This window comes from Nonomuraea zeae (assembly GCF_005889725.1).
Lineage (GTDB): Bacteria > Actinomycetota > Actinomycetes > Streptosporangiales > Streptosporangiaceae > Nonomuraea > Nonomuraea zeae.
The window spans coordinates 1-18,547 of record NZ_VCKX01000246.1 but is presented as its reverse complement, the minus strand read 5'-3'; the positions used below and the strand labels follow the sequence as shown (position 1 = coordinate 18,547).

Here is an 18,547-nt window from a genome sequence, read left to right as displayed (position 1 = left end):
CGGACAGGATCTTGGCCAGGGTGGTCTTGCCCGAGCCGTTCTCGCCGACGAACGCGATCACCTCGCCCTGCCGGATCTCGATCGACACGTCACGCAGCGCGGGCTCCTCGGCGCCGGGGTAGGTGAAGGAGATGTCCTCGGCGGTGATCCGCCGGAAGCCCGCCGGCATCCCGGCGGGCCGCGCCCGGGTCAGCCGGCGCTCGGCGTCGGCGCAGAACTCCAGGAAGTCGGTGAAGTAGAGGCCCTCTTCGTAGAGGCGGTTGGTGGCGTACATCAGGTTGCCCAGGGACGACTGGCCCGACCTGATCGCCAGGACGGCGGTGCCCGCCACGGCCAGGGGGATCGCGGCCACCGCGAGGAGGACGCCGAGCGCGACGTAGACCAGGGCCGCGCCGAGCCCGCCCAGGGCCTCGCCGACCAGCCGGGCGAAGGTCTGCCGCTTGGCCAGCGAGAGCATGACGTCCTGCTCGGCCCTGGCGACCGCGTCGTACATGCGCAGCAGGAAGCCGCGCATCGTGAACGAGCGCACCTCCGCCGCCGACTCGCGGTTGGCCAGCAGCTCGGCGATGATCCACTTGCGGCGGTTGGCGGGGATGAGGGCGTAGAGGGTGGTGTAGCGCATGCGCGCGCTGCGCACCATGGCCCAGGCGTCGGGGAGCACCGCGAGCAGCAGGAGCGGGAGCAGCACCGGGTGCAGCACGCCGAGCACGCCCGCCACCGCGGCCAGGCCGACGCCGGCCGTGAGCACGTCGATGGCGGCGGTCACCACGGAGTCGGCCATCGCCACGCCGCGCAGCCTGGCCCGCTGCAACGCGTCGTGGAACTCGGGATCGTCGTAGGAGACCAGGTCCACCTGGCTGGTCAGGCCGTAGAGGCGCTCCTCGGTCAGCCGGCTGACCTGGGGGTCGAGCCGCGCCTGGGCCCAGCCCGCGCCCGCCTGCATCGCGGTGCGCAGCGTCGCCGCCACGCCGACCAGGGCCAGGCTGGGCAGCGCGGCCAGCACGCGGTCGGGCGTCGGCCCCTCGCTGAACAGCGCGGTCAGCACGCCGGTGGTGGCCAGCAGCCCGAACGCGGTGAACACCCCGCCGAGCAGGTTGAGCGTGACCGTGGCCACGGTGTCGCGCGGGCTGGCCCGCCAGGCCATGCGCATCGCCTGGCGCACGAGGGCGGGCAGCCGCCTGGCGATCGTCAGGAAGCCGACCTCGGCCAGCTTTTCCGTGTGGGCGTGCCAGTCGGAGAAGGAGATCTCCCCGAGCTCGAGCGGCTCATCGGCCATGTCTTGAGTGTGCACAAGGGCACTGACAGTTCTCCACCGTTTAAGTCTGGGCGCATGGCGTAGTTGATGACACACTCACAGTGATGCTGCGATCTGCCGACTTCAGCAACCTGCCGGCCGAGCCGAACACGTTCGTGGGCCGGGAATCCGATGTGGATGAGCTCGTCCACCTGTTGCGCGTCTCGCGCGCCGTGACCCTCTGCGGGGCCGGCGGCATCGGCAAGACCCGGCTGGCCGTACGCCTGGCCGCCAGGCTTGCCTCCGGCCATCCGGGCGGCGTGTGGCTGATCGAGCTGGCCGACCTGGACAAGGGCGAGCTCAGAGAGCACGTCGCCGCCGCGCTCGGCATCGCGGGCGATCTGGCCGAGACGATCGGCGGCCGGCGTGCGCTGCTCGTGCTCGACAACTGCGAGCCCGTGATCGGCGAGTGCGCGGAGCTGTGCCGCGACCTGCTCGGCGCCTGCCCGGGGCTGACCGTCCTGGCCACCAGCCGCGAGCCGCTGCGCGTGCCCGGCGAGAGCGTGTGGCGGGTGCCGCCGCTCGCGGTGGACGGGGTGGAGAGCGAGGCCGTGCGGCTGTTCGTGGCCAGGGCCGCCGCCGCCAGGCCCGGCTTCGAGCTGACCGGGGAGACGGCGCCGCTGGTGGTCGAGCTGTGCCAGGCGCTCGACGGCCTGCCGCTGGCGATCGAGCTGGCCGCCGCCCTGGTCAGGGTCCTGTCCGTCAGGCAGCTCGTGGAGCGGCTCGACGACCGGTTCAGGCTGCTGGCGGGCGGCGCCCGCACCGCTCCTGCCCGGCACCGCACGCTCAGGGCCGCCGTCGACTGGAGCTACCGGCTGCTCACCCCGCAGGAACGGCTGCTGCTGCGCCGCGCGGCCGCCTTCCGCTCCTCCTGGACGCTCGACCTGGCCGAATCGGTGTGCTCCGGGCCGGGGCTGCCGGAGGAGGAGGTGCTGCTGCGGCTCTGCGACCTGGTGGACAAGTCGCTGGTCACCCTCGACGGGGAGATCGCCGGCCAGGCGCGCTACCGGCTGCTGGAGACCGTCCGCGAATACGCGCTGGAGCAGCTCGCGGAGTCCGGCGAGGAGACCGAGCTGCGGCGCAGGCACCTGATGGCGCTGGCCCGGATGGCCACCCTGTTCAGGGAGTCGCTGGAGCCGCGGACCCGGGCGTCGTGGCCGGTGGTCGAGCGCTACGTCAACCTGTTCGACGCGCTGAAGGCCGAGGTCGGCGCGGCCTGCGACTGGTCGATCGCCACCGGGCTGCCGGAGACCGCGCTCGGCCTGCTGACCGACGTCCGCTTCCTGCTCATCGGCAGCGGGCGCAAGCTGGACATGGCCGAGCGCCTCGACCGGCTGCTGGCGCTCGACGCGCCGCAGGTGCGCCCCGCGCTGCGCGGGCAGGCCACGATCCTGCGCGGCGAGCTGGCGGCCGCGGCCGGAGAACAGGAGCTGGCGGCCCGGTGCGCCCGCACCGGGCTGAGCCTGTGCGCGAGCGTCGAAGACGGCTACGGCGCGGCCGTCGGCACGATCCTGCTGGCCAACCTGACCGGCGAGCAGGACACCCTGTCCCGCGCCCTGGAGATGGCCAGGCAGTCGGGCGACCGCATCCTGGAGTCGCTGGCCCAGGGGGCCCGGGCGAGCCACGGCCTGCACCAGGGCCGCCTGCACGAGGCGCAGCGCGCGTTCGAGGAGGTCCTGTCGATCAGCCAGGAGCTGGACAACCACGTCGGCCAGTCCTACAGCCACATCGGCCTGGCCCGGGTGGCCCGGCGCTCGGGCGACGCCGCGACGGCCAGGCGGCACTACGAGTCGGGGCTGCACCTGCTGCGGCACGTGGACGCCAGGCAGCAGATCGTGAGCTGCCTGGCCGGGCTCGGCACGATGGCGCTGGATCAGGGCGACCTGGCCGAGGCCAGGTCCAGGCTCACCGAGGCCCTGGTGCTCAGCAGGGACGCGGGGCTGCGCACCGGCATCGCCAGGCGGCTGAAGGCGTGGGCGAGCCTGGTCGCGGCCGAGGGCGACCAGCGGCGCGCGGTCCTGCTGGCCGCCGCCTCGGTCGCGCTGCTCGGCCGGTCGCCGGACGCGCGCACCGAGGACGTGCTCGGCCCGGCGCGGGCCGTGCTCGGCGCGGCCATGGTGGACGTGCTGTGGGCCGAGGGCGCGAGCATGACCGCCGACCAGGCGGTGGCGTGCGCGCTCGAGGGCGCGCTGCCCGAGCCGCCGGCCGCGCCGGTCCTGCCCGTGGCGCAGGAGAGCCGGCTCACGGCGCGGGAGCGGGAGATCGCCGAGCTGGTCGCGCGGGGGCTCAGCAACCGGGCGATCGCGGGGGAGCTGGTCATCAGCCCGGCCACCGCCGCGCGGCACGTGGCGAACATCCTGGCCAAGCTGGGCTTCTCCACGCGTACACAGATCGCGGCATGGGTGATCGAGAGCCGCTGACCCTACATGATGCTCTGCATATGGTGCGGCGGTGCTCTTACATCGTGGAATGGCCATGTCAGCGCATGCGCCGGTGCCGGGTGCACACCTACCGTTTGGGTCGTACGCGGGAAGCTCGTGAGGCGTCCCCGCGTGGGACGTCGCGTGTCCGCAGAGGGCTGGGCCGCCTCGGAGGGGTGGGGGTCCGGCTCTGGGCGCGTGACAGCGGGCTCGAGCCGCGCAGGGCTCGGGCCCGCCCGAACCGGGGGCGGGCCGCATTAATGCACATCGGGCTACATAGATCGGTGGATGCTGCGGCCGGCCCGGCGGCCGTACCTTGTCGGGCATGAAGCCCACCGCCTCGACCACCGGCACCGTGATCCACGACGTGTTCCGCCGGGCCTATGAGCGCGGCGACCGCCCGGCGCTCGTCGACCTGCGCGGCGGTCACGTCTACGGCTACCGGCGGCTGGTGACCGAGGTGACCAGGGCGGCCTCCGGGCTGGTGCGCAGGGGCGCCCGGCGTGACCAGGTGGTGGGCGTGCACGTCTCGACGGCCGGCGCGCAGACGCTGGCCACGCACACGGTGCTGGCCGCGGGCGGGGTGGCGGCGCCGATCGATCCGGCGCTCAAGCCGGAGGAGATGGCCGCCTGGCTGCGCGCGTGCGACGCGCGCACGCTGATCACCACGCCTGACCTGGCGGAGACGGCGATCCAGGCCGCGGAGGCGTCCAGGGTGCGCCAGGTCATCTCGCTGGGCCCGGCGCTCGACACCATCGACTTCCGCACCCTGCTCACGCTGGAGCCCACCGCCCTGCCCGCGCTCGACGCCAAGCGGCAGGACGCCCTCGTGCTGGCCGGCGGCCGCCTGTCGCACGCCGGCCTGCTGGGCAGGATGGCGGAGCTGGACCTCCCCGTGCGGCTGGCCGAGTCCGACGTCGTGCTGGCCACGTGGCTCCCCGATGGCGGCTGCGACCTGCTCGCCCTGGTCGGGCTGAGCGTGTCGAAGGGGGCGCTGGTGGTCGCCGCCGGCGGCGCCGACCTGCCCGGCACCAGCTACGACTTCAGCGTCACCGTGGTCACCGGACCGGGCGGGACGCTGGAGCGCGTCCGCTGAATATGCGGAGCTGTTACCCGCACTCCCTTGACGACCCGGCGCGGAAAGTGGGTTGATAGCCGTTGTTGACAACGTTGTCAAAATCACCTGCTTCGGGGGACTTCGAAGGGATGGTGTGCGATGCGACGGTGGTTAGCGTCCGTCTCGATCACGATGGTCAGCGTGCTCGGCCTGGCGGCCTGCGGCGGTGGCGGCAGTGGCGGGCAGGCTTCCCAGGCGCCGGCGTCCAGCGGCGGTGGCAAGCAGCAGGTTGAGGTCTTCTCCTGGTGGACAGGGCCGGGTGAGGCCGACGGCCTCCAGGCGATGCGCAAGATCTTCGAGGAGAAGAACCCGAACCTCACCTTCTTCGACGCGGCGGTGGCGGGCGGCTCCGGTGACAAGGCCAAGGCGCTGCTGCAGTCGAAGCTGCAGGCCAACACCCCGCCGGACACCTTCCAGGGGCACGCGGGCGCCGAGCTGCAGGGCTACATCAAGGCGGGCAACCTGGAGGACCTGACCCCGCTCTACGACGAGCTGAAGCTCAAGGACGTCTTCCCCGCGCAGCTCGTCGAGCAGATCAGCGTCGACGGCAAGATCTACTCCGTGCCGGTCAACATCCACCGGTCGAACGTGCTGTGGTTCAACCCCGCCGTGCTGAAGGACGCGGGCGTGGCCGCCGCGCCGAAGACGATCGAGGAGTTCATCGCGGCGCTGGAGAAGGTCAAGGCCAAGGGCAAGATCCCGCTGTCCATCGGCTCCGAGTGGACGGTCACCCACCTGATGGAGAGCGTGCTGCTCGGCTCGCTGGGCACCGACGCCTACAACGCGCTGTTCAAGCCGGGCGCCGACTGGAACAGCCCGCAGGTGACCACGGCTCTGCAGAGCTTCGCCAAGATCATGACGTACGCGGGCGACCCGCAGGACGACTGGCAGCCGGCGGCCAAGCAGGTCGCCGACGGCGAGGCCGCGTTCAACATCATGGGTGACTGGGCCTACGGCTACTTCCACAACCCGCCGGAAGGCGGCCTGGGCAAGACGTCGAAGACGGACTTCGACTGGGCGCCGTCCCCCGGGACCGAGGGCACCTACCTGTGGCTGTCCGACAGCTTCACCCTGCCCAAGGGCGCGAAGAACCGTGACGGGGCCATGGCCTGGCTGAAGGTGGCGGCGAGCAAGGAGGGCCAGGACGCCTTCAACCCGAAGAAGGGCTCCATCCCCGCCCGCAAGGACGCCGACCAGTCGCTCTACACCGACTACCTGGCCGACGCGCTGAAGGACTGGTCCAGCAACAAGCTGGCCGGGTCGATCCAGCACGGCGTCTCGGTGAACCAGCCCTGGCTGGCGTCGATCACCGAGGCGGTCGGCCTGTTCATCGGCAGCAAGGACGTCAAGGCCCTGCAGCAGGGGCTGTCCGACGCCGCCAAGTCCAACGCCCAATAGCCGGGCCCCGACAGCCGAACGCGGCAGCAGTCGAGCTTCATGGGGCAGGGCAGGCCGCAGACGCCTGCCCTGCCCGTGGGAGGAGATCAATCGTGAGGCGGGCACGCGCGTGGCTGCCCGGATTCCTCCTCGTGGCGCCGTCGATCATCCTGATCGGCGTCTTCGTGTACGGCATGCTCGGCTGGAACTTCCGGCTGGCCATGACGGACAAGCACGATGAGGTGTCCGAGGGCGAGTTCGTGGGGCTGCAGAACTTCGTCGACATCTGGGACCAGCCCCGCTGGCACCTCTCGGTCAACCACGCGATCGTGTTCACGATCACGTTCGTGGTGGGGGCGCTGGTGCTCGGCTGGCTGCTGGCCTTCCTCATGGAGAAGGGGATCAGGGGCGAGGGGACGTTCCGGGCGATCTACCTGTTCCCCATGGCCATCTCGTTCGTCGCGACCGGGATCGTGTGGCGGTGGCTGATGAACTCGGGGACGGGGGAGCGGGCGGTCGGGCTCAACCGGCTCTTCGACTGGATCGGGCTGCCGCAGTGGCAGTGGTTCAGGGACCCGGACTGGGGGATGGCCGCGATGGCCATCCCAGCGGTCTGGCAGATGTCCGGATATGTCATGGCACTCTTCCTGGCGGGGTTCCGCGGCGTGCTCGAGGAACTGCGCGAGGCGGCCAGGGTGGACGGCTGCAACGAGTGGGGCGTCTACCGGCACGTGGTGCTGCCCCTGCTCAGGCCGGTGACCCTGTCCGCGCTGATCATCCTGGGACACATCTCGCTCAAGGTGTTCGACCTGATCGTCGCCGTGTCGGGCAAGCAGATCATCACCGACGTGCCCGCCGTGTTCATGTGGGTGGCGGTGTTCGACTCGAACGACCCGGCCAAGGGGGCCACGATCGCCTCGTACATCGTGCTCAGCGTGGCGATCTTCGTGATTCCGTACCTGATCTGGTCGGTGCGTAAGGAGAGGCGCTCATGACGGCGGTGGCCGGGCGCAGGGCGACGGCGTTCACCTGGGCGAGGTTCGTCCTGCTGATCCTCTTCGTGGTCGTCTTCCTCATCCCGATCTACGTCCTGCTGGCCACCAGCTTCAAGCCGCTCACCGAGGCGGACCCCGGCCAGGCGTGGAACCTGCCGCAGACGTGGACGACAGAGGCGTGGCGGGTGGCCTGGGAGAAGCTGGCCCCCGGGCTGTGGAACAGCGTGCTGCTGGCGGTGCCCGGCTCGCTGCTGTCGTGCGCGCTGGGGTCCATGAACGGCTACGTGCTGTCCAAGTGGCGATTCCCCGGCGCGGACCTGCTGTTCACGTTGTTCCTGTTCGGGATGTTCATCCCGTATCAGGGGGTGATGATCCCGCTGGTGCAGCTCCTCGTGTGGCTGAACGAGACGACCGGGCTGGACGGCGTCTTCTACGGCGGCATCCCCGGGCTGGTGCTGGCGCACGTGGTGTACGGCATCCCGATCTGCACGCTGATCTTCCGCAACTACTACGTCACGATTCCCGACGAGCTGATCGAGGCGTCCAGGGTGGACGGCGCCGGGATGCTGCGGGCGTACTGGTCGGTGGTGCTGCCGGTGTCGGGGCCCGCGATCGCGGTGGTCGTCATCTGGCAGTTCACCTCGCTCTGGAACGACTTCCTGTTCGCCGTCTTCCTGACCGGGCCGACGAGCTGGCCCACGACCGTGATGCTGAACAACATCGCGGGTGCGCAGGCCACCCCCTACAGCCAGCAGATGGCCGCGGCGATCCTCGCGTCCATCCCGACGATGCTGATCTACGTCCTGCTCGGCCGGTTCTTCATGCGCGGGCTCATGGCCGGCGCGCTCAAGGGCTAGTGAGCGCCGGGTTGGCGCAGTGGGCGAGTGGCTCGCCGCGCACGTAGCGGGCCACGTCCGCGGCCACGATCGAGGCCGCCTTCATCGCCGTCTGCTTGCTGGCCCCGGCCAGGTGCGGGGTCATCACCAGGTTGGGGGTGCGCAGCAGGCGCGAGCCCGCGGGGATGGGCTCCTCGGGGAAGACGTCCATCGCGGCGCCGAACAGGTGGCCGGAGTCGAGCGCGTCGCACACCGCGTCGTAGTCGAGCAGCGCGCCGCGGGCGCAGTTGACGAGGACCGAGCCGCGGGGCATGGCGGCGATCTCGGCCGCGCCGATCATGCCGGTGGTCTCCGGGGTGGCGCGGGCGTGCAGGGAGACGAAGTGGGAGCGGCGCAGCAGCTCGGGCAGCTCCACCCGGCCGGGGACGTCGACGTACGGGTCGTACACCAGCACCTGCGCGCCGAACCCTTCGAGCATGCGGGCCACGCGGCGGCCGATGGCGCCGTAGCCGACCAGGCCGACCGTGTTGCCGTCCAGCTCGGGGCCGACGTTGTCGTATTTGTAGTAGTCGCCGCGCCACACGCCACCGGCCAGGTCGGCGTGCGTCTGAGGGATCCGGCGGGTGGCGGCGAGCAGCATGGCCAAGGTGTGCTCGGCGGTGGCCACGGCGTTGCGGCCGGGCGCGAACGTCACCGACACCCCGGCCCGGGTGGCGGCCTCCAGGTTCGCGTTCACCGGGCCGCCCCTGCTCACGCAGAACAGCCGCAGGTCGGGGGAGGCGTCCAGGACGCGCTGGGTCAAGGGGGCCATCTGGGTCACGCAGACCTCGACGCCACGCAGGGCCTCGATCAGCGCGTCCTCCACGTCGGAGGCCTCGTCCACCTCTCCCACCCGGCCGAACGGCTCCACCGGCCACGGCAGCGTCAGCTCGCGGATGTCCACCTCACCGGGGACCTCGCGCCTGAGCGCGTCGATGAGCAGGCGGTTCTGGACGAAGTGATCGCCAGCGGCGAGGACTCGGATGGTCAACGAACGGCTCCAATCGGGGAGTTGTACTGCAGCAACGCGACCTGCCCGTCGCCGGAGTCCGGCAGCCGCAGCTCCGTCAGCGCGCAGTTGTCCAGGCGCGGGAACAGCCGCCGGTACTCGCCGAGCGGCACGCCGATCAACCGGCACAGGGCGAGCCTGATGGCGGTCGTGTGCGCGACGACCAGCACGCGTCCCCCTCGGTGCGCGGCGGCGATGTCGTGCAGGGCCTCGACGAAGCGGGCGGCGGCCTGGTGCGGGTCCTCGCCGCCGGGCAGCGGGTGGGCGGCGGGGTCGGACTCGAAGGCGGCGCGCGCCTCGGGGAAGCGGGCCTGCATCTCCGCCGAGGTCAGGCCGTCGCCCTCGCCGAAGTCCAGCTCGCGCAGGCGGGCGTCGACGCGTACGGTCAGGCCCGCCTGGCCGGCGCTCGCCTCGGCGGTGATCCTGGCACGGCTCAGCGTGGAGGCCCAGACGCCCGTCAGGCCCGCCTCCGACGCCCAGCCGGCCAGCCGGGCGGCCTGGTCGAGGCCGCGCGCGGTCAGGTCGATGTCGCTGAGCCCCGCGTAGCGGTTCTCGGCGTGCCAGACGGTCTCGCCGTGGCGGACGAGCACGAGGTCGGTCATCGGGTGGTCCTCTCGCGGGCGGGCGCGACGTCGGTCATCGGGCGGTCCTCTCGCGGGCGTGCGCGGCGGCGGCCGGGTCGAGCCAGCCGCGCCCCTCCAGCTCGGCGACGAAGCGCACGTACGCCTCGCGCAGGTCGGCGCCGGACGGCTCCACCACGGCCCGGGTCCTGATCAGGCGGGCCGGGTCGCCGCCCGCCAAAACGGCCATGCCCAGGGCGGGCTCGGCGTTCTCGCGCAGCGTCACGGGACGGCCCAGGACGTCGGCCCTGAGCTGGGTCCAGTAGGCGCTTCTCGTCGCGCCGCCGGTCAGAATGAGCTCGCCGTCCACGGGGGCGCCGAGGAGGTCGAGGTAGTCGAAGCAGAGGCGTTCGACGAAGGCCGCGCCGAGCAGGATCGCGGCGTAGCGCTCGACGTCGTCGGCGGGCTCGCCGAGCGTGAAGCCCTCGGCGGCGGAGGCGGCGAACGGGAAGCGCTCGCCACGCGACACCAGCGGGTAGGTGACGGAGGGCGGCCCTCCCGGGTGTGACGGCGGCCCTCCCCGGTGTGACGGCGGCCCTCCTGGTTCGCGGCCGGGGGAGGGCGGCGCGCCGTAACGGGCGGCGGCCTGGGCGCTCAGGGCGTCGAGGTCGCGGCCGGGCAGGTCGCGCGACAGCACCCCAGCACCCGTGCTCGACGCGCCGCCGGGCAGCCACGAGCCGTCCGGGGCCCGGTGCGAGTACACCACGCCGAGCGGGTCGTGGATCAGCTCCTTCGTCACGCCCTTCAGCACCAGCGTCGTGCCCAGCACCGAGTTCCAGCTTCCCGGCCGCAGGGCGCCCGCGCCGAGCTGGGCCGCGCAGCCGTCCGTGGTCCCGGCGATCACCGGCGTGCCCTCGGGGATGCCCGTCTCCTCGGCCGCCGCCGCGCACACCACGCCGAGGCGGGTGCCCGGCCGCACGACCTCGGGGAGGATCTCGGCGGGCACGCCCAGCGCGTCGAACACCTCCAGCGGCCAGCGCTCCTCGATGAGGTCCACGCCGGTCTTGAGCGCGTTGCTCAGATCGGTGGCCACGTCGTGACCCACCAGGCGGCGGTTGACGAAGTCGCTCTGGTGGGCCAGGCGGGCGCCCGCCGGGGCGTCGCGCAGCAGCCACAGCAGCTTCGGCAGCGCCCAGTTGGGCTGCATGCGCCGGTAGCCGAGCCGCTCCCACACCGCCGCGCCGGCCTCGTTGGCCCGGTCGGCGTCCGCACGCCGGTCGTCGTACATGAGGGCGGGCGTCAGCGCCCGGCCCGAGCGGTCGGAGAGGAGGACCGTTCCAGAGGTCGCATCCACCGCCAGGCCGCTGACCTGCGCCGATGGCACGTCCCGCAGGGCCTCGCGGGTCGCTTCGGCCAGCGCGCGCCACCACTGCTCGGGGTCCTGCTCGTGGCGGGGCCCGTCGCGGTGGCTGGTCAGCGGGCGGCTCGCCGAGCCGAGCACGTCGCCGCCGCCGGTGACGGCGACGGCCCGCACGCTCTGCGTCCCGAGGTCGATGCCGATCCACACACTCATGTACGGCCCCAGGTCCGCTCGCGCATCCCGGCCAGCAGCGGCCAGGTCCCCGCGCTGGTCCCGCGCAGGGTCAGGAAGTCGTCGAACAGCTCGGCGTAGCGGCTCCCGCGTACGGGGTCGGGCTCGACCGCGTCGCGCAGCCGTACGTGCTCGGAGGCCGCGGCGGCGACGGACGGCGCCGCACCCGTGGCGGCCAGCCCCACCAGGTACGCCCCCCGCGCGCCGACCTCGGTGTCGGCCGAGCGGCGCACCGGCAGGCCGGTGATGTCGGCGATCAGGCCCAGCCAGGTGGCGCTGGCCGAGCCGCCGCCGCACACCCGCAGCTCCGTCGGCTCGGCCCCGGTGGCGGCGAGGCAGTCCTTGATGACCATCGTGAGCCCCTCGAACGCGGCCCGCGCCACGTCCTCGCGGGTGTGCTCGAACGACAGGCCCAGCATCGATCCCCTGGCCAGGGGGTCGGAGAACGGCGCCCGCTCACCGGCGGGCGACAGGTAGGGCAGGAACGTCAGCCCGCCCGCGCCCGGCGCGGCGCGCCCGGCCAGCTCGCCCAGCTCGTCCGGGCCGGACAGGCCCAGCAGGCGGCAGGTCCACTGCACGACCTCCGTGCCCGCGAACGTGGGGAAGGCGCGCAGGTAGCCGCCGGGCAGCGCGATCGTGATGCCGATCGGATCGCCGTCCAGGCCGGGGGACTCGACGAGCACCTCGGTGCAGAGCGTGGTGCCGAGGATGCCGCACGCCTGGCCCGGCCGCACCGCGCCGGCGCCCAGCGCCGTGGCGGCGATGTCGTAGGGGGCCAGCACGATCGGGACCCCGGCGGGCAGGCCGAGCGCCCCGGCGGCGCCGGGGGTCAGCTCCGCGACGGGGCAGGAGCGGACCGGGGGCAGCAGCCGCTCGGCCCACTCCACGCCGAACATGGCCAGCAGCTCGGGCGAGTAGGCCCGGCTGCGCAGGTCCATGAACGGCGCCGAGGCGTCGGACTCGTCGGCCACGAGCTCGCCGGTCATCTTCGCGAAGATCCAGCCGCCGCAGGTGAGCATGGCGCTCGACCGGTCGAGTCGGCCGGGGTCGTTCGCGCGCAGCCAGGTCAGGATCGCGTGGGGGAGCCCGGACGCGGCGGATGAGCCGTTCAGCCGGAAGGCCGCCTCGGCCAGCCCCGAGCGGGTCCAGCCGGCCACGGCCGAAGCCGCCCTGGCGTCGTTCCAGAGGATAGCGGGCCCGGTGGGGGCGCCGTCCGGGCCGACCAGCCAGCAGCCGTCGCCCTGGGCGGTGAGCGCGACGAACGCGACGTCATCGAGCTCGGCCGCGACCTCGCGCACCGTGGCCGCGACCGCGTCCCAGACCGCGTCCATGTCCTGCTCGGCGTGGCCGGGCGCGGGCCTGGACACCACGGTCTCCCTGCGGGAGACGATCGCCTCCGCGCCGGCGGCGTCGTACCCGACCGCCTTGATGACCGTGGTGCCCGCGTCCACGCAGATGATCGCCATCATGCCCTGCCGTGAGAGGTCCTCGACCGGCGCGACACGGAGTCGACGATCACGGCGAGGAGCAGCACGGCGCCGGTGACCACGAACCTGATCGAGGAGTCCAGGTTGAGCAGGGTCAGGCCGCTGGAGATGGACTGGATGACGATGATGCCGAGCAGCGCGCCGAACGCGGTGCCGCGCCCGCCGAACAGGCTCGTGCCGCCGATCACGGCCGCGGCGATGGCGTTGAGGTTGACGTCGCCGGAGCCGCTGCTCTGGTTGGCCGCCGCCAGCCTGGCCGCGGCCAGGATGCCGCCGACCGCGGCGAACGTCGAGCAGAGCACGAACACGGAGGTGTAGATCGCCTTGACGTTGATGCCCGCCCGGCGCGCGGCCTCGACGTTGCCGCCGACCGCGTAGACGGCCCTGCCCCACTTCGTCCGCGACAGCAGGTAGTGCATGATCAGCACCAGCGCCACGAAGAAGACGAACATCCAGCCCACGCCGCGCGTCTGGCCGAGATACCAGACCACGAACGCCAGCACCACCAGCAGCGCCACGCTCCTGAGCGCCAGCGTGGACACGCTCTTGGCCGACAGCCCGGCCTTGCGCCGCTCCTGCGCGTGCAGGAACCCGCTGGCGAACAGCCACACGGCCGCGATCACCGCGAGCGTGTACGACAACCAGGCCGGTACGAAGTCGAGCTGCGCGAAGTTCACCAGCCCCGAGTCGAACGGCAGGTTGATCGACCCCTTCGTGCCCAGCACGTAGAGCTGGAGCCCGAGGAAGGCCAGCAACCCGGCCAGCGTGATCACGAAGCTCGGCACCCCGAACCTGTTGAACAGCTGCCCGTAGACCCAGCCGATGACCGCGCCCATGACCACCGCGGCCAGGATCGCCAGCCAGACCGGCAGCCCTTCGCCCACGAACAGCACCGCGAGCACCGCGCCCGAAAGCCCGCTGACCGAGCCGACCGACAGGTCGATCTGGCCGACCAGCAGCACGCACACGATGCCGAGCGCGATGATGCCGACGGCGGCGGACTCCAGCGTGAGGTTCACCAGGTTCGCGCTGGACAGGAAGATCGGGTTGAGGATCTGCAGGACCGTCCAGATGACCACGAGCCCGACCACGACGGGGATGACGCCCAGGTCGCCGCCCCTGGCCCGCTCGACCACGTCGGCGAGCGCGCCGCGCAGCCCGTCACGGTTGCGTAGCCGCTCGTCCTGGCGGTCGGTGGCGGCGCCGCCCTCTTTCACTGCGCTCACGACTGACCTCCTGTGTTCGTCTCCCCGCGCGCCGCCCGCCGCGACACCACGTTGTCGGTGGCGCCCGTGATGGCGGCGATGATGTCCTCGGCGGAGACCTCGCTCACGTCGAAGACCCCGTTGTTGCGGCCGAGCCGCAGCACCGCCACGGTGTCGGCCACGGCCTTCACGTCCGCCATGTTGTGGCTGATCATGATGACGCCCAGGCCGTTCTCGCGCAGCCGCTCGACCAGGTTGAGCACCTCGGCGGTCTGCGCCACGCCCAGCGCGGCGGTCGGCTCGTCGAGGATGATGACCTTCGGATCGCCGAGCAGCGACCTGGCGATGGCCACCGTCTGCCGCTGGCCGCCGGACAGGGCCGCCACGGGCACCCGTACGCTCGGGATCTTGGCGGAGAGCTGGCGCAGCAGCTCCCACGAGCGGGTCTCCATGGCCACGTCGTTGAGACGCAGCGGGCGGATCTCCTGGCCGAGGAACAGGTTCTGGATCACGTTGAGGTTCTCGCAGAGCGCCAGGTCCTGGAAGACGGTGGCGATGCCGAGCTTGTGGGCGGCGGCCGGGGTGGGGATCTCGACCGAGCTCCCCTCGAACGTGATCGTGCCCGAGTCGGGCGGGTGGACCCCCGAGAGGATCTTGACCAGCGTCGACTTGCCCGCGCCGTTGTCGCCCACGACGGCGACGACCTGGCCCGCGGCGACGTCGAGCTCGATGTCGGTGAGTGCGGCCACCGCGCCGAAGGTCTTGTTGATCCCGCGCAGGGACAGGACGGTCATCGGCGCTCTCCTACTTGATGCCGAGCTCTTCGCAGCCCTTGGCGTACTCGCCCGTGCACGCGTCCGCGGCCTTCATGATGCCGCTGTCGAACAGCACCTCCTTGATGTTCTCCCGGGTCACGACGGTCGGGACGAACAGCTCGGACGGCGTGTTGTAGAGCGTGGTCTTGCCCGCGGGCTTCTTGCCCTGGATGTACTCCCAGGCGACGTTCGCCGACGCCTCGGCCACGATCTTGATCGGCTTGGAGATCGTGTTGTACTGGTCGCCCGCGATGATGCGCTGCGCGGCGGCCGGCTCGGCGTCGTTGCCGGTGATCGGCGGCACCTTCACCCCGGCGGCCTTGAACGCGGCGATCGAGCCGCCCCCGGTGCCGTCGTTGGCCGCGACGACGCCCACGATCTGGTCCTTGAACTGGGTGATCTGGCCGCTGACCCAGGTCTGCGCCTTCTCCGGCTGCCAGTCGGGGGTGTCGTACTCGGCCAGCAGCTTGAAGCCGCTCGGGTCGACGGCGCTGTGGATGCCCTTCTTGATCAGCCCGGCCGCCGCGTCCGTGGGCGAGCCGTTGACCTGGAGGATCCCGCCTTCGGCGTTCTCCTTCTTGAGGTGGTCGACCAGGGACTGGGCGATCATGGAGCCGATCTTCTCGTTGTCGAACGAGATGTAGTAGTCGGCGGGCGTGGACGGGATCGGCCGGTCGTAGGCGATCACCGGCACCTGCTGCGACTGCGCCGACTTGACGATGGTGGCCGCGGCGGCGGAGTCGACCGGGTCGATCACGATCGCCTTCACGCCCTGGGCCAGCGCGGAGTTGGCCTGTTGCTGCTGCTTGGCGGCGTCGGAGTCGGCGTTCTGGTAGATGACCTCGCAGCTCGGGCAGAGCTGCTTCATCTTCGCCTCGAACAGCGGCTTGTCGGCCAGCTCGTAACGGGTCGAGGCGAGGTCGGGCATGAGGAAGGCGACCTTGGCGTTCTCCCCGCCGCCTCCGCCCGTGCTCGCGCCGGTGGAGGCGGTGCCCCCCGAGCCGCACGCGGCCAGGGCCGCCCCTGCGAGCACTGCCACTGCGGCGAACGCGGAGGTCCGCTTCTGAGCTCTGTTCACGGGTTCATTCCTCACTCGCTACGTCCTCGCGGACGGATTCCTGACGCTCGCTGCCCCCGAGACAGGGACATGCCCTCACAGGAGGGCACATCCTGTGGTGCGGCTCACGTTAGCGCGCGCTCAGAACATTTGTCCAGCAAATGTGTTCAGAGCTGCCGGGCGGCTGCCACCAGGCCCTCTGCCGTCGGGGTGTCCGTGACGAGCTGGTTGAAGTAGCCGCCCCTGGCGCCGGCGACGATCGAGAGCACCTTCTCGGCCCCGACCGCGACCGCGATCGTGTGCGGGATGCGGCGCAGCTCCTCCAGCCTGGTGGCCACCAGGCGCTCGCTGCCCGGATAGGTGATCGGGGCGCCGTCGCGGTCGTAGACGCGCATGCACACGTCGCCCACGGCCCTGCGCAGGCTGTCGGCGTCGCGCGGCATGAAGGCCGGCATCATCTGCCGCATCAGCGGCGCCGAGCCGACGCCGACGATGGCGCACTTGGCGTGCGCCCACAGGTCCATGACCCGGCGGACGGAGGGCTCGTGCTGCAGCGAGTAGAACAGCTCGGGGCCGGGCAGCGCGGGCGCGTAGAGGTAGGCGGGGACGCCGCCGGCGCGTTCGGCCAGGATGCGGGTGGTCTCGTTGGTCTGGAACCAGGGCTGGGGCTCCTCCTGGCCGCCCACGGCGGGCGCGATCGTGACCCCCGGATATTGCCCGAGCCCCTCGCGGGCGCACTCGTAGACGGCGGTGCCCGACGAGACCAGGACGACGTCGCCGGACTCCAGCCCGACCTGCGCCAGCGCGCGGGTCACGCCGGGGGCCAGCCACGGGCCCAGCGTCGGGCCGCTGACCCTGGGCACCAGGTAGACGCGCCGCAGGTTGAGCGCCTGGGCCACCTCGGCGGCCAGCGGGCCGTCCTCCAGCGTGGCCGGTCTGTGCACCTTGATCTCGACGATGCCCTGTTTGCGGGCCTCGGTGAGCAGCCGGCTCACGGTCGCCCTGCTGACGCCCAGCCGCTTGGCGATGTCGCCCTGGGTGGCGTCCTCCATGTAGTACTGCTGGGCCGCCGCGTACATCAACTCATGGGGAAACCTGGCCTGCGCCTCGGGTGCGACGTCGGCGGCATTCATGCGCGCGCTCCTGGATGCGATCCGTGAACATCTTTTCTGAATCGATGCGCAATGACTATACCTTTGTGCTCTGCGGAAAAGGCTAGCCGTTCGCCAAGGCGTCGCCGAGCGTTGTGCGGGCGTACAGGACGCTGCGGCCCGTGCGGGTCCCCGCGATCAGGCCCGTGCCGCGCAGCGCGGCGAGGTGGCCGCCGGTCGTGCCCACGCTCTGGCCGAGCAGGGCGGCGAGCTGCGTGGTGGTGGCGGGCTCGGCCAGCTCGGCGAGTATGCGGGCGCGGCTGCGGCCGATCAGCGCCGACAGGTCACGGTCACGGGCCGGCGGGGTGGCGGCCGCGCCCCTCGCGGGGTAGATCAGCGCGTACGGCCAGGCGGCGCTCAGGCAGGCGCCGATGCCGGTCATGAACGCCGACGGCAGGAAGAGCAGCCCCTTGCCGCCGAGCCGGTGCAGCCGCCCCGGGAAGGACAGCTGGACCTCGATCCGGCCAGGCGGCCGCCAGCGGACGCCGGTGCCGAGGTCCTCCAGCGCCGCCGCCCAGCCGTAGGCCGCCAGCCGGCCCGCCCGCTGCGCCACGTCCCGCTGCAGGATCGCGCGGAAGCGCGGCCACTCGGGCGCGAGGATCTCGTTCCAGAGCGCCTCGTACGCCTGCGCGAACAGCTCCACCACCCCGGGGTCCAGCAGCAGGTCCCGGTCCCGGCCCGTCGCCGGGCGGCAGGCCAGGACCCGGGCGATCTCCGCCTGGGCATGCCCGGGGGGCGTGGCCCGCATCGCGGCCAGCTCCGTCTCGAACGGCACGTTCACCGCCTCGGGCGGGGGCGCGATGAAGTCGACGTTCGCGTCGCCCCGGTTGCCGCTGATCACGGCGGAGGCCCGGAGGACGGGATGCCGCCGCTCCAGCTCCTGGTACGTCCCCCTGCGCCGTGCGACCCAGGAGCCGTGCACGCCCGTCTCGAACCGGCCGGCCAGCACCCAGTGGGCGTGCATGGTCTCGATCATCGGCGAGATGGCGAACCGGCTGGCCACCAGGTCCTGCGGGGTGACCTCGATCATGGGCACCTTTCGGTTATATCCGAAAAAATCGCCTCTTTGTGGGATAGGTCGGAGCATCGGGGGCGTGAAGGGCGCGACGTTCGGCGAGGTGTTCGCCGTCAAGGAGTTCCGGGTGCTGTTCGGCAGCTTCGCGCTGCTGGTCGGCGGGGACGTGATCAAGATGCTGGCCCTGTCCGTGCTGGTCTACGCGCGGACCGGCTCTCCCGGCCTCTCGGCCGCCGCGTACATGGCGGGGTGGCTGCCGTACATCCTGGGCGGGCTGTTCCTGCTCTCGCTGGCCGACCGGATGCGCCCGCGGGCGCTGATGGTGGCCGGTGAGCTGATCAGGGCGGTGACGTGCCTGCTGCTGGCGTTCGCCGGGCTGCCGGTGTGGGTGATGCTGGCGCTGGTGCTGGTCACGGGGCTGTTCTCGCCGGTGTTCCTGGCCGCGCGGATGGCGATGCTGCCCGAGGTGCTGCCGGGGGACGGGTTCGTACTGGGGCGCTCGATGCTGAACCTGGCCTCGGCGAGCGCGCAGATCGTCGGGCTGGCGGTGGGGGGCGCGGTCCTGGCGGTCACGGGCTG

The 18,547-nt window shown here is 72.0% G+C and carries 16 protein-coding genes; 6 read left to right on the top strand and 10 right to left on the bottom strand.

The window, feature by feature from the left end:
- On the bottom strand, positions 1–1,276 hold a 1,276-nt coding region (locus ETD85_RS47115; protein WP_138696371.1), incomplete at its 3' end, for an ATP-binding cassette domain-containing protein.
- 83 nt (positions 1,277–1,359) lie between these two features.
- On the opposite strand from ETD85_RS47115, the gene ETD85_RS47110 reads away from it, so the two are divergent.
- From ETD85_RS47110 to ETD85_RS47090, 5 genes are all read left to right on the top strand, one after another.
- Positions 1,360–3,714, top strand: a complete 2,355-nt coding sequence (locus ETD85_RS47110) for an ATP-binding protein (protein WP_138696370.1) — start codon at positions 1,360–1,362, stop codon at positions 3,712–3,714.
- Between the two features lie 325 nt (positions 3,715–4,039).
- On the top strand, positions 4,040–4,810 hold the full coding sequence (locus ETD85_RS47105) for an AMP-binding protein (RefSeq protein WP_138696369.1): 771 nt from the start codon (positions 4,040–4,042) through the stop codon (positions 4,808–4,810).
- A 120-nt stretch (positions 4,811–4,930) separates the two neighbouring features.
- The gene (locus ETD85_RS47100) at positions 4,931–6,229 is read left to right on the top strand and encodes an ABC transporter substrate-binding protein (protein WP_138696368.1); all 1,299 of its coding nucleotides are present in this window, start codon (positions 4,931–4,933) and stop codon (positions 6,227–6,229) included.
- Between the two features lie 92 nt (positions 6,230–6,321).
- Positions 6,322–7,203, top strand: coding sequence for a carbohydrate ABC transporter permease (locus ETD85_RS47095; protein WP_206059319.1), 882 nt, complete (start codon positions 6,322–6,324; stop codon positions 7,201–7,203).
- Positions 7,200–8,060 (top strand): carbohydrate ABC transporter permease, encoded by an 861-nt coding sequence (locus ETD85_RS47090; protein ID WP_138696366.1) that lies wholly within the window; start codon positions 7,200–7,202, stop codon positions 8,058–8,060. The genes ETD85_RS47095 and ETD85_RS47090 overlap by 4 nt, the downstream gene beginning before the upstream one ends.
- Here the strand turns inward: ETD85_RS47090 and ETD85_RS47085 are convergent.
- From ETD85_RS47085 to ETD85_RS47045, 9 genes are all read right to left on the bottom strand, one after another.
- Positions 8,050–9,069 (bottom strand): 2-hydroxyacid dehydrogenase, encoded by a 1,020-nt coding sequence (locus ETD85_RS47085; RefSeq protein WP_240779885.1) that lies wholly within the window; start codon positions 9,067–9,069, stop codon positions 8,050–8,052. The two genes, ETD85_RS47090 and ETD85_RS47085, sit on opposite strands and share 11 nt — an antisense overlap.
- On the bottom strand, positions 9,066–9,689 hold the full coding sequence (locus ETD85_RS47080; protein WP_138696365.1) for a histidine phosphatase family protein: 624 nt from the start codon (positions 9,687–9,689) through the stop codon (positions 9,066–9,068). Before ETD85_RS47080 ends, ETD85_RS47085 begins: the two co-directional genes overlap by 4 nt.
- Before the next feature lie 34 nt (positions 9,690–9,723).
- Complete coding sequence (locus tag ETD85_RS47075; RefSeq protein WP_138696364.1) at positions 9,724–11,220, bottom strand: FGGY-family carbohydrate kinase; 1,497 nt, start codon at positions 11,218–11,220, stop codon at positions 9,724–9,726.
- Entirely contained in the window at positions 11,217–12,707 is a 1,491-nt protein-coding gene (locus tag ETD85_RS47070) for an FGGY-family carbohydrate kinase (RefSeq protein WP_240779884.1), read from the bottom strand. The genes ETD85_RS47075 and ETD85_RS47070 overlap by 4 nt, the downstream gene beginning before the upstream one ends.
- The gene (locus tag ETD85_RS47065; protein WP_170247219.1) at positions 12,704–13,951 is read right to left on the bottom strand and encodes a sugar ABC transporter permease; all 1,248 of its coding nucleotides are present in this window, start codon (positions 13,949–13,951) and stop codon (positions 12,704–12,706) included. The genes ETD85_RS47070 and ETD85_RS47065 overlap by 4 nt, the downstream gene beginning before the upstream one ends.
- The gene (locus ETD85_RS47060; RefSeq protein WP_138696363.1) at positions 13,948–14,724 is read right to left on the bottom strand and encodes an ATP-binding cassette domain-containing protein; all 777 of its coding nucleotides are present in this window, start codon (positions 14,722–14,724) and stop codon (positions 13,948–13,950) included. Before ETD85_RS47060 ends, ETD85_RS47065 begins: the two co-directional genes overlap by 4 nt.
- Positions 14,725–14,734: 10 nt before the next feature.
- Positions 14,735–15,823, bottom strand: coding sequence for an ABC transporter substrate-binding protein (locus ETD85_RS47055; protein ID WP_206059318.1), 1,089 nt, complete (start codon positions 15,821–15,823; stop codon positions 14,735–14,737).
- 146 nt (positions 15,824–15,969) lie between these two features.
- Positions 15,970–16,935 carry a sugar-binding transcriptional regulator gene (locus tag ETD85_RS47050; protein WP_138696362.1) on the bottom strand — a complete coding sequence of 322 codons (966 nt, stop codon included), beginning with the start codon at positions 16,933–16,935 and terminating at the stop codon, positions 15,970–15,972.
- 82 nt (positions 16,936–17,017) lie between these two features.
- Positions 17,018–17,983, bottom strand: a complete 966-nt coding sequence (locus ETD85_RS47045; RefSeq protein ID WP_138696361.1) for an ArsR/SmtB family transcription factor — start codon at positions 17,981–17,983, stop codon at positions 17,018–17,020.
- Between the two features lie 64 nt (positions 17,984–18,047).
- Here ETD85_RS47045 and ETD85_RS47040 point away from each other — a divergent pair.
- Positions 18,048–18,547: MFS transporter (locus ETD85_RS47040; RefSeq protein WP_338087243.1), on the top strand; the 500-nt coding region annotated here is incomplete at its 3' end.

Bases quoted from the DNA above. Each gene is read 5' to 3' on its own strand.
- ETD85_RS47110 (WP_138696370.1), top strand. From the start codon at position 1,360: ATGCTGCGATCTGCCGACTTCAGCAACCTGCCGGCCGAGCCGAACACG.
- ETD85_RS47105 (WP_138696369.1), top strand. From the start codon at position 4,040: ATGAAGCCCACCGCCTCGACCACCGGCACCGTGATCCACGACGTGTTC.
- ETD85_RS47100 (WP_138696368.1), top strand. From the start codon at position 4,931: ATGCGACGGTGGTTAGCGTCCGTCTCGATCACGATGGTCAGCGTGCTC.
- ETD85_RS47090 (WP_138696366.1), top strand. From the start codon at position 7,200: ATGACGGCGGTGGCCGGGCGCAGGGCGACGGCGTTCACCTGGGCGAGG.
- ETD85_RS47080 (WP_138696365.1), bottom strand. From the start codon at position 9,689: ATGACCGACCTCGTGCTCGTCCGCCACGGCGAGACCGTCTGGCACGCC.
- ETD85_RS47075 (WP_138696364.1), bottom strand. From the start codon at position 11,220: ATGAGTGTGTGGATCGGCATCGACCTCGGGACGCAGAGCGTGCGGGCC.
- ETD85_RS47070 (WP_240779884.1), bottom strand. From the start codon at position 12,707: ATGATGGCGATCATCTGCGTGGACGCGGGCACCACGGTCATCAAGGCG.
- ETD85_RS47060 (WP_138696363.1), bottom strand. From the start codon at position 14,724: ATGACCGTCCTGTCCCTGCGCGGGATCAACAAGACCTTCGGCGCGGTG.
- ETD85_RS47050 (WP_138696362.1), bottom strand. From the start codon at position 16,935: ATGAATGCCGCCGACGTCGCACCCGAGGCGCAGGCCAGGTTTCCCCAT.
- ETD85_RS47045 (WP_138696361.1), bottom strand. From the start codon at position 17,983: ATGATCGAGGTCACCCCGCAGGACCTGGTGGCCAGCCGGTTCGCCATC.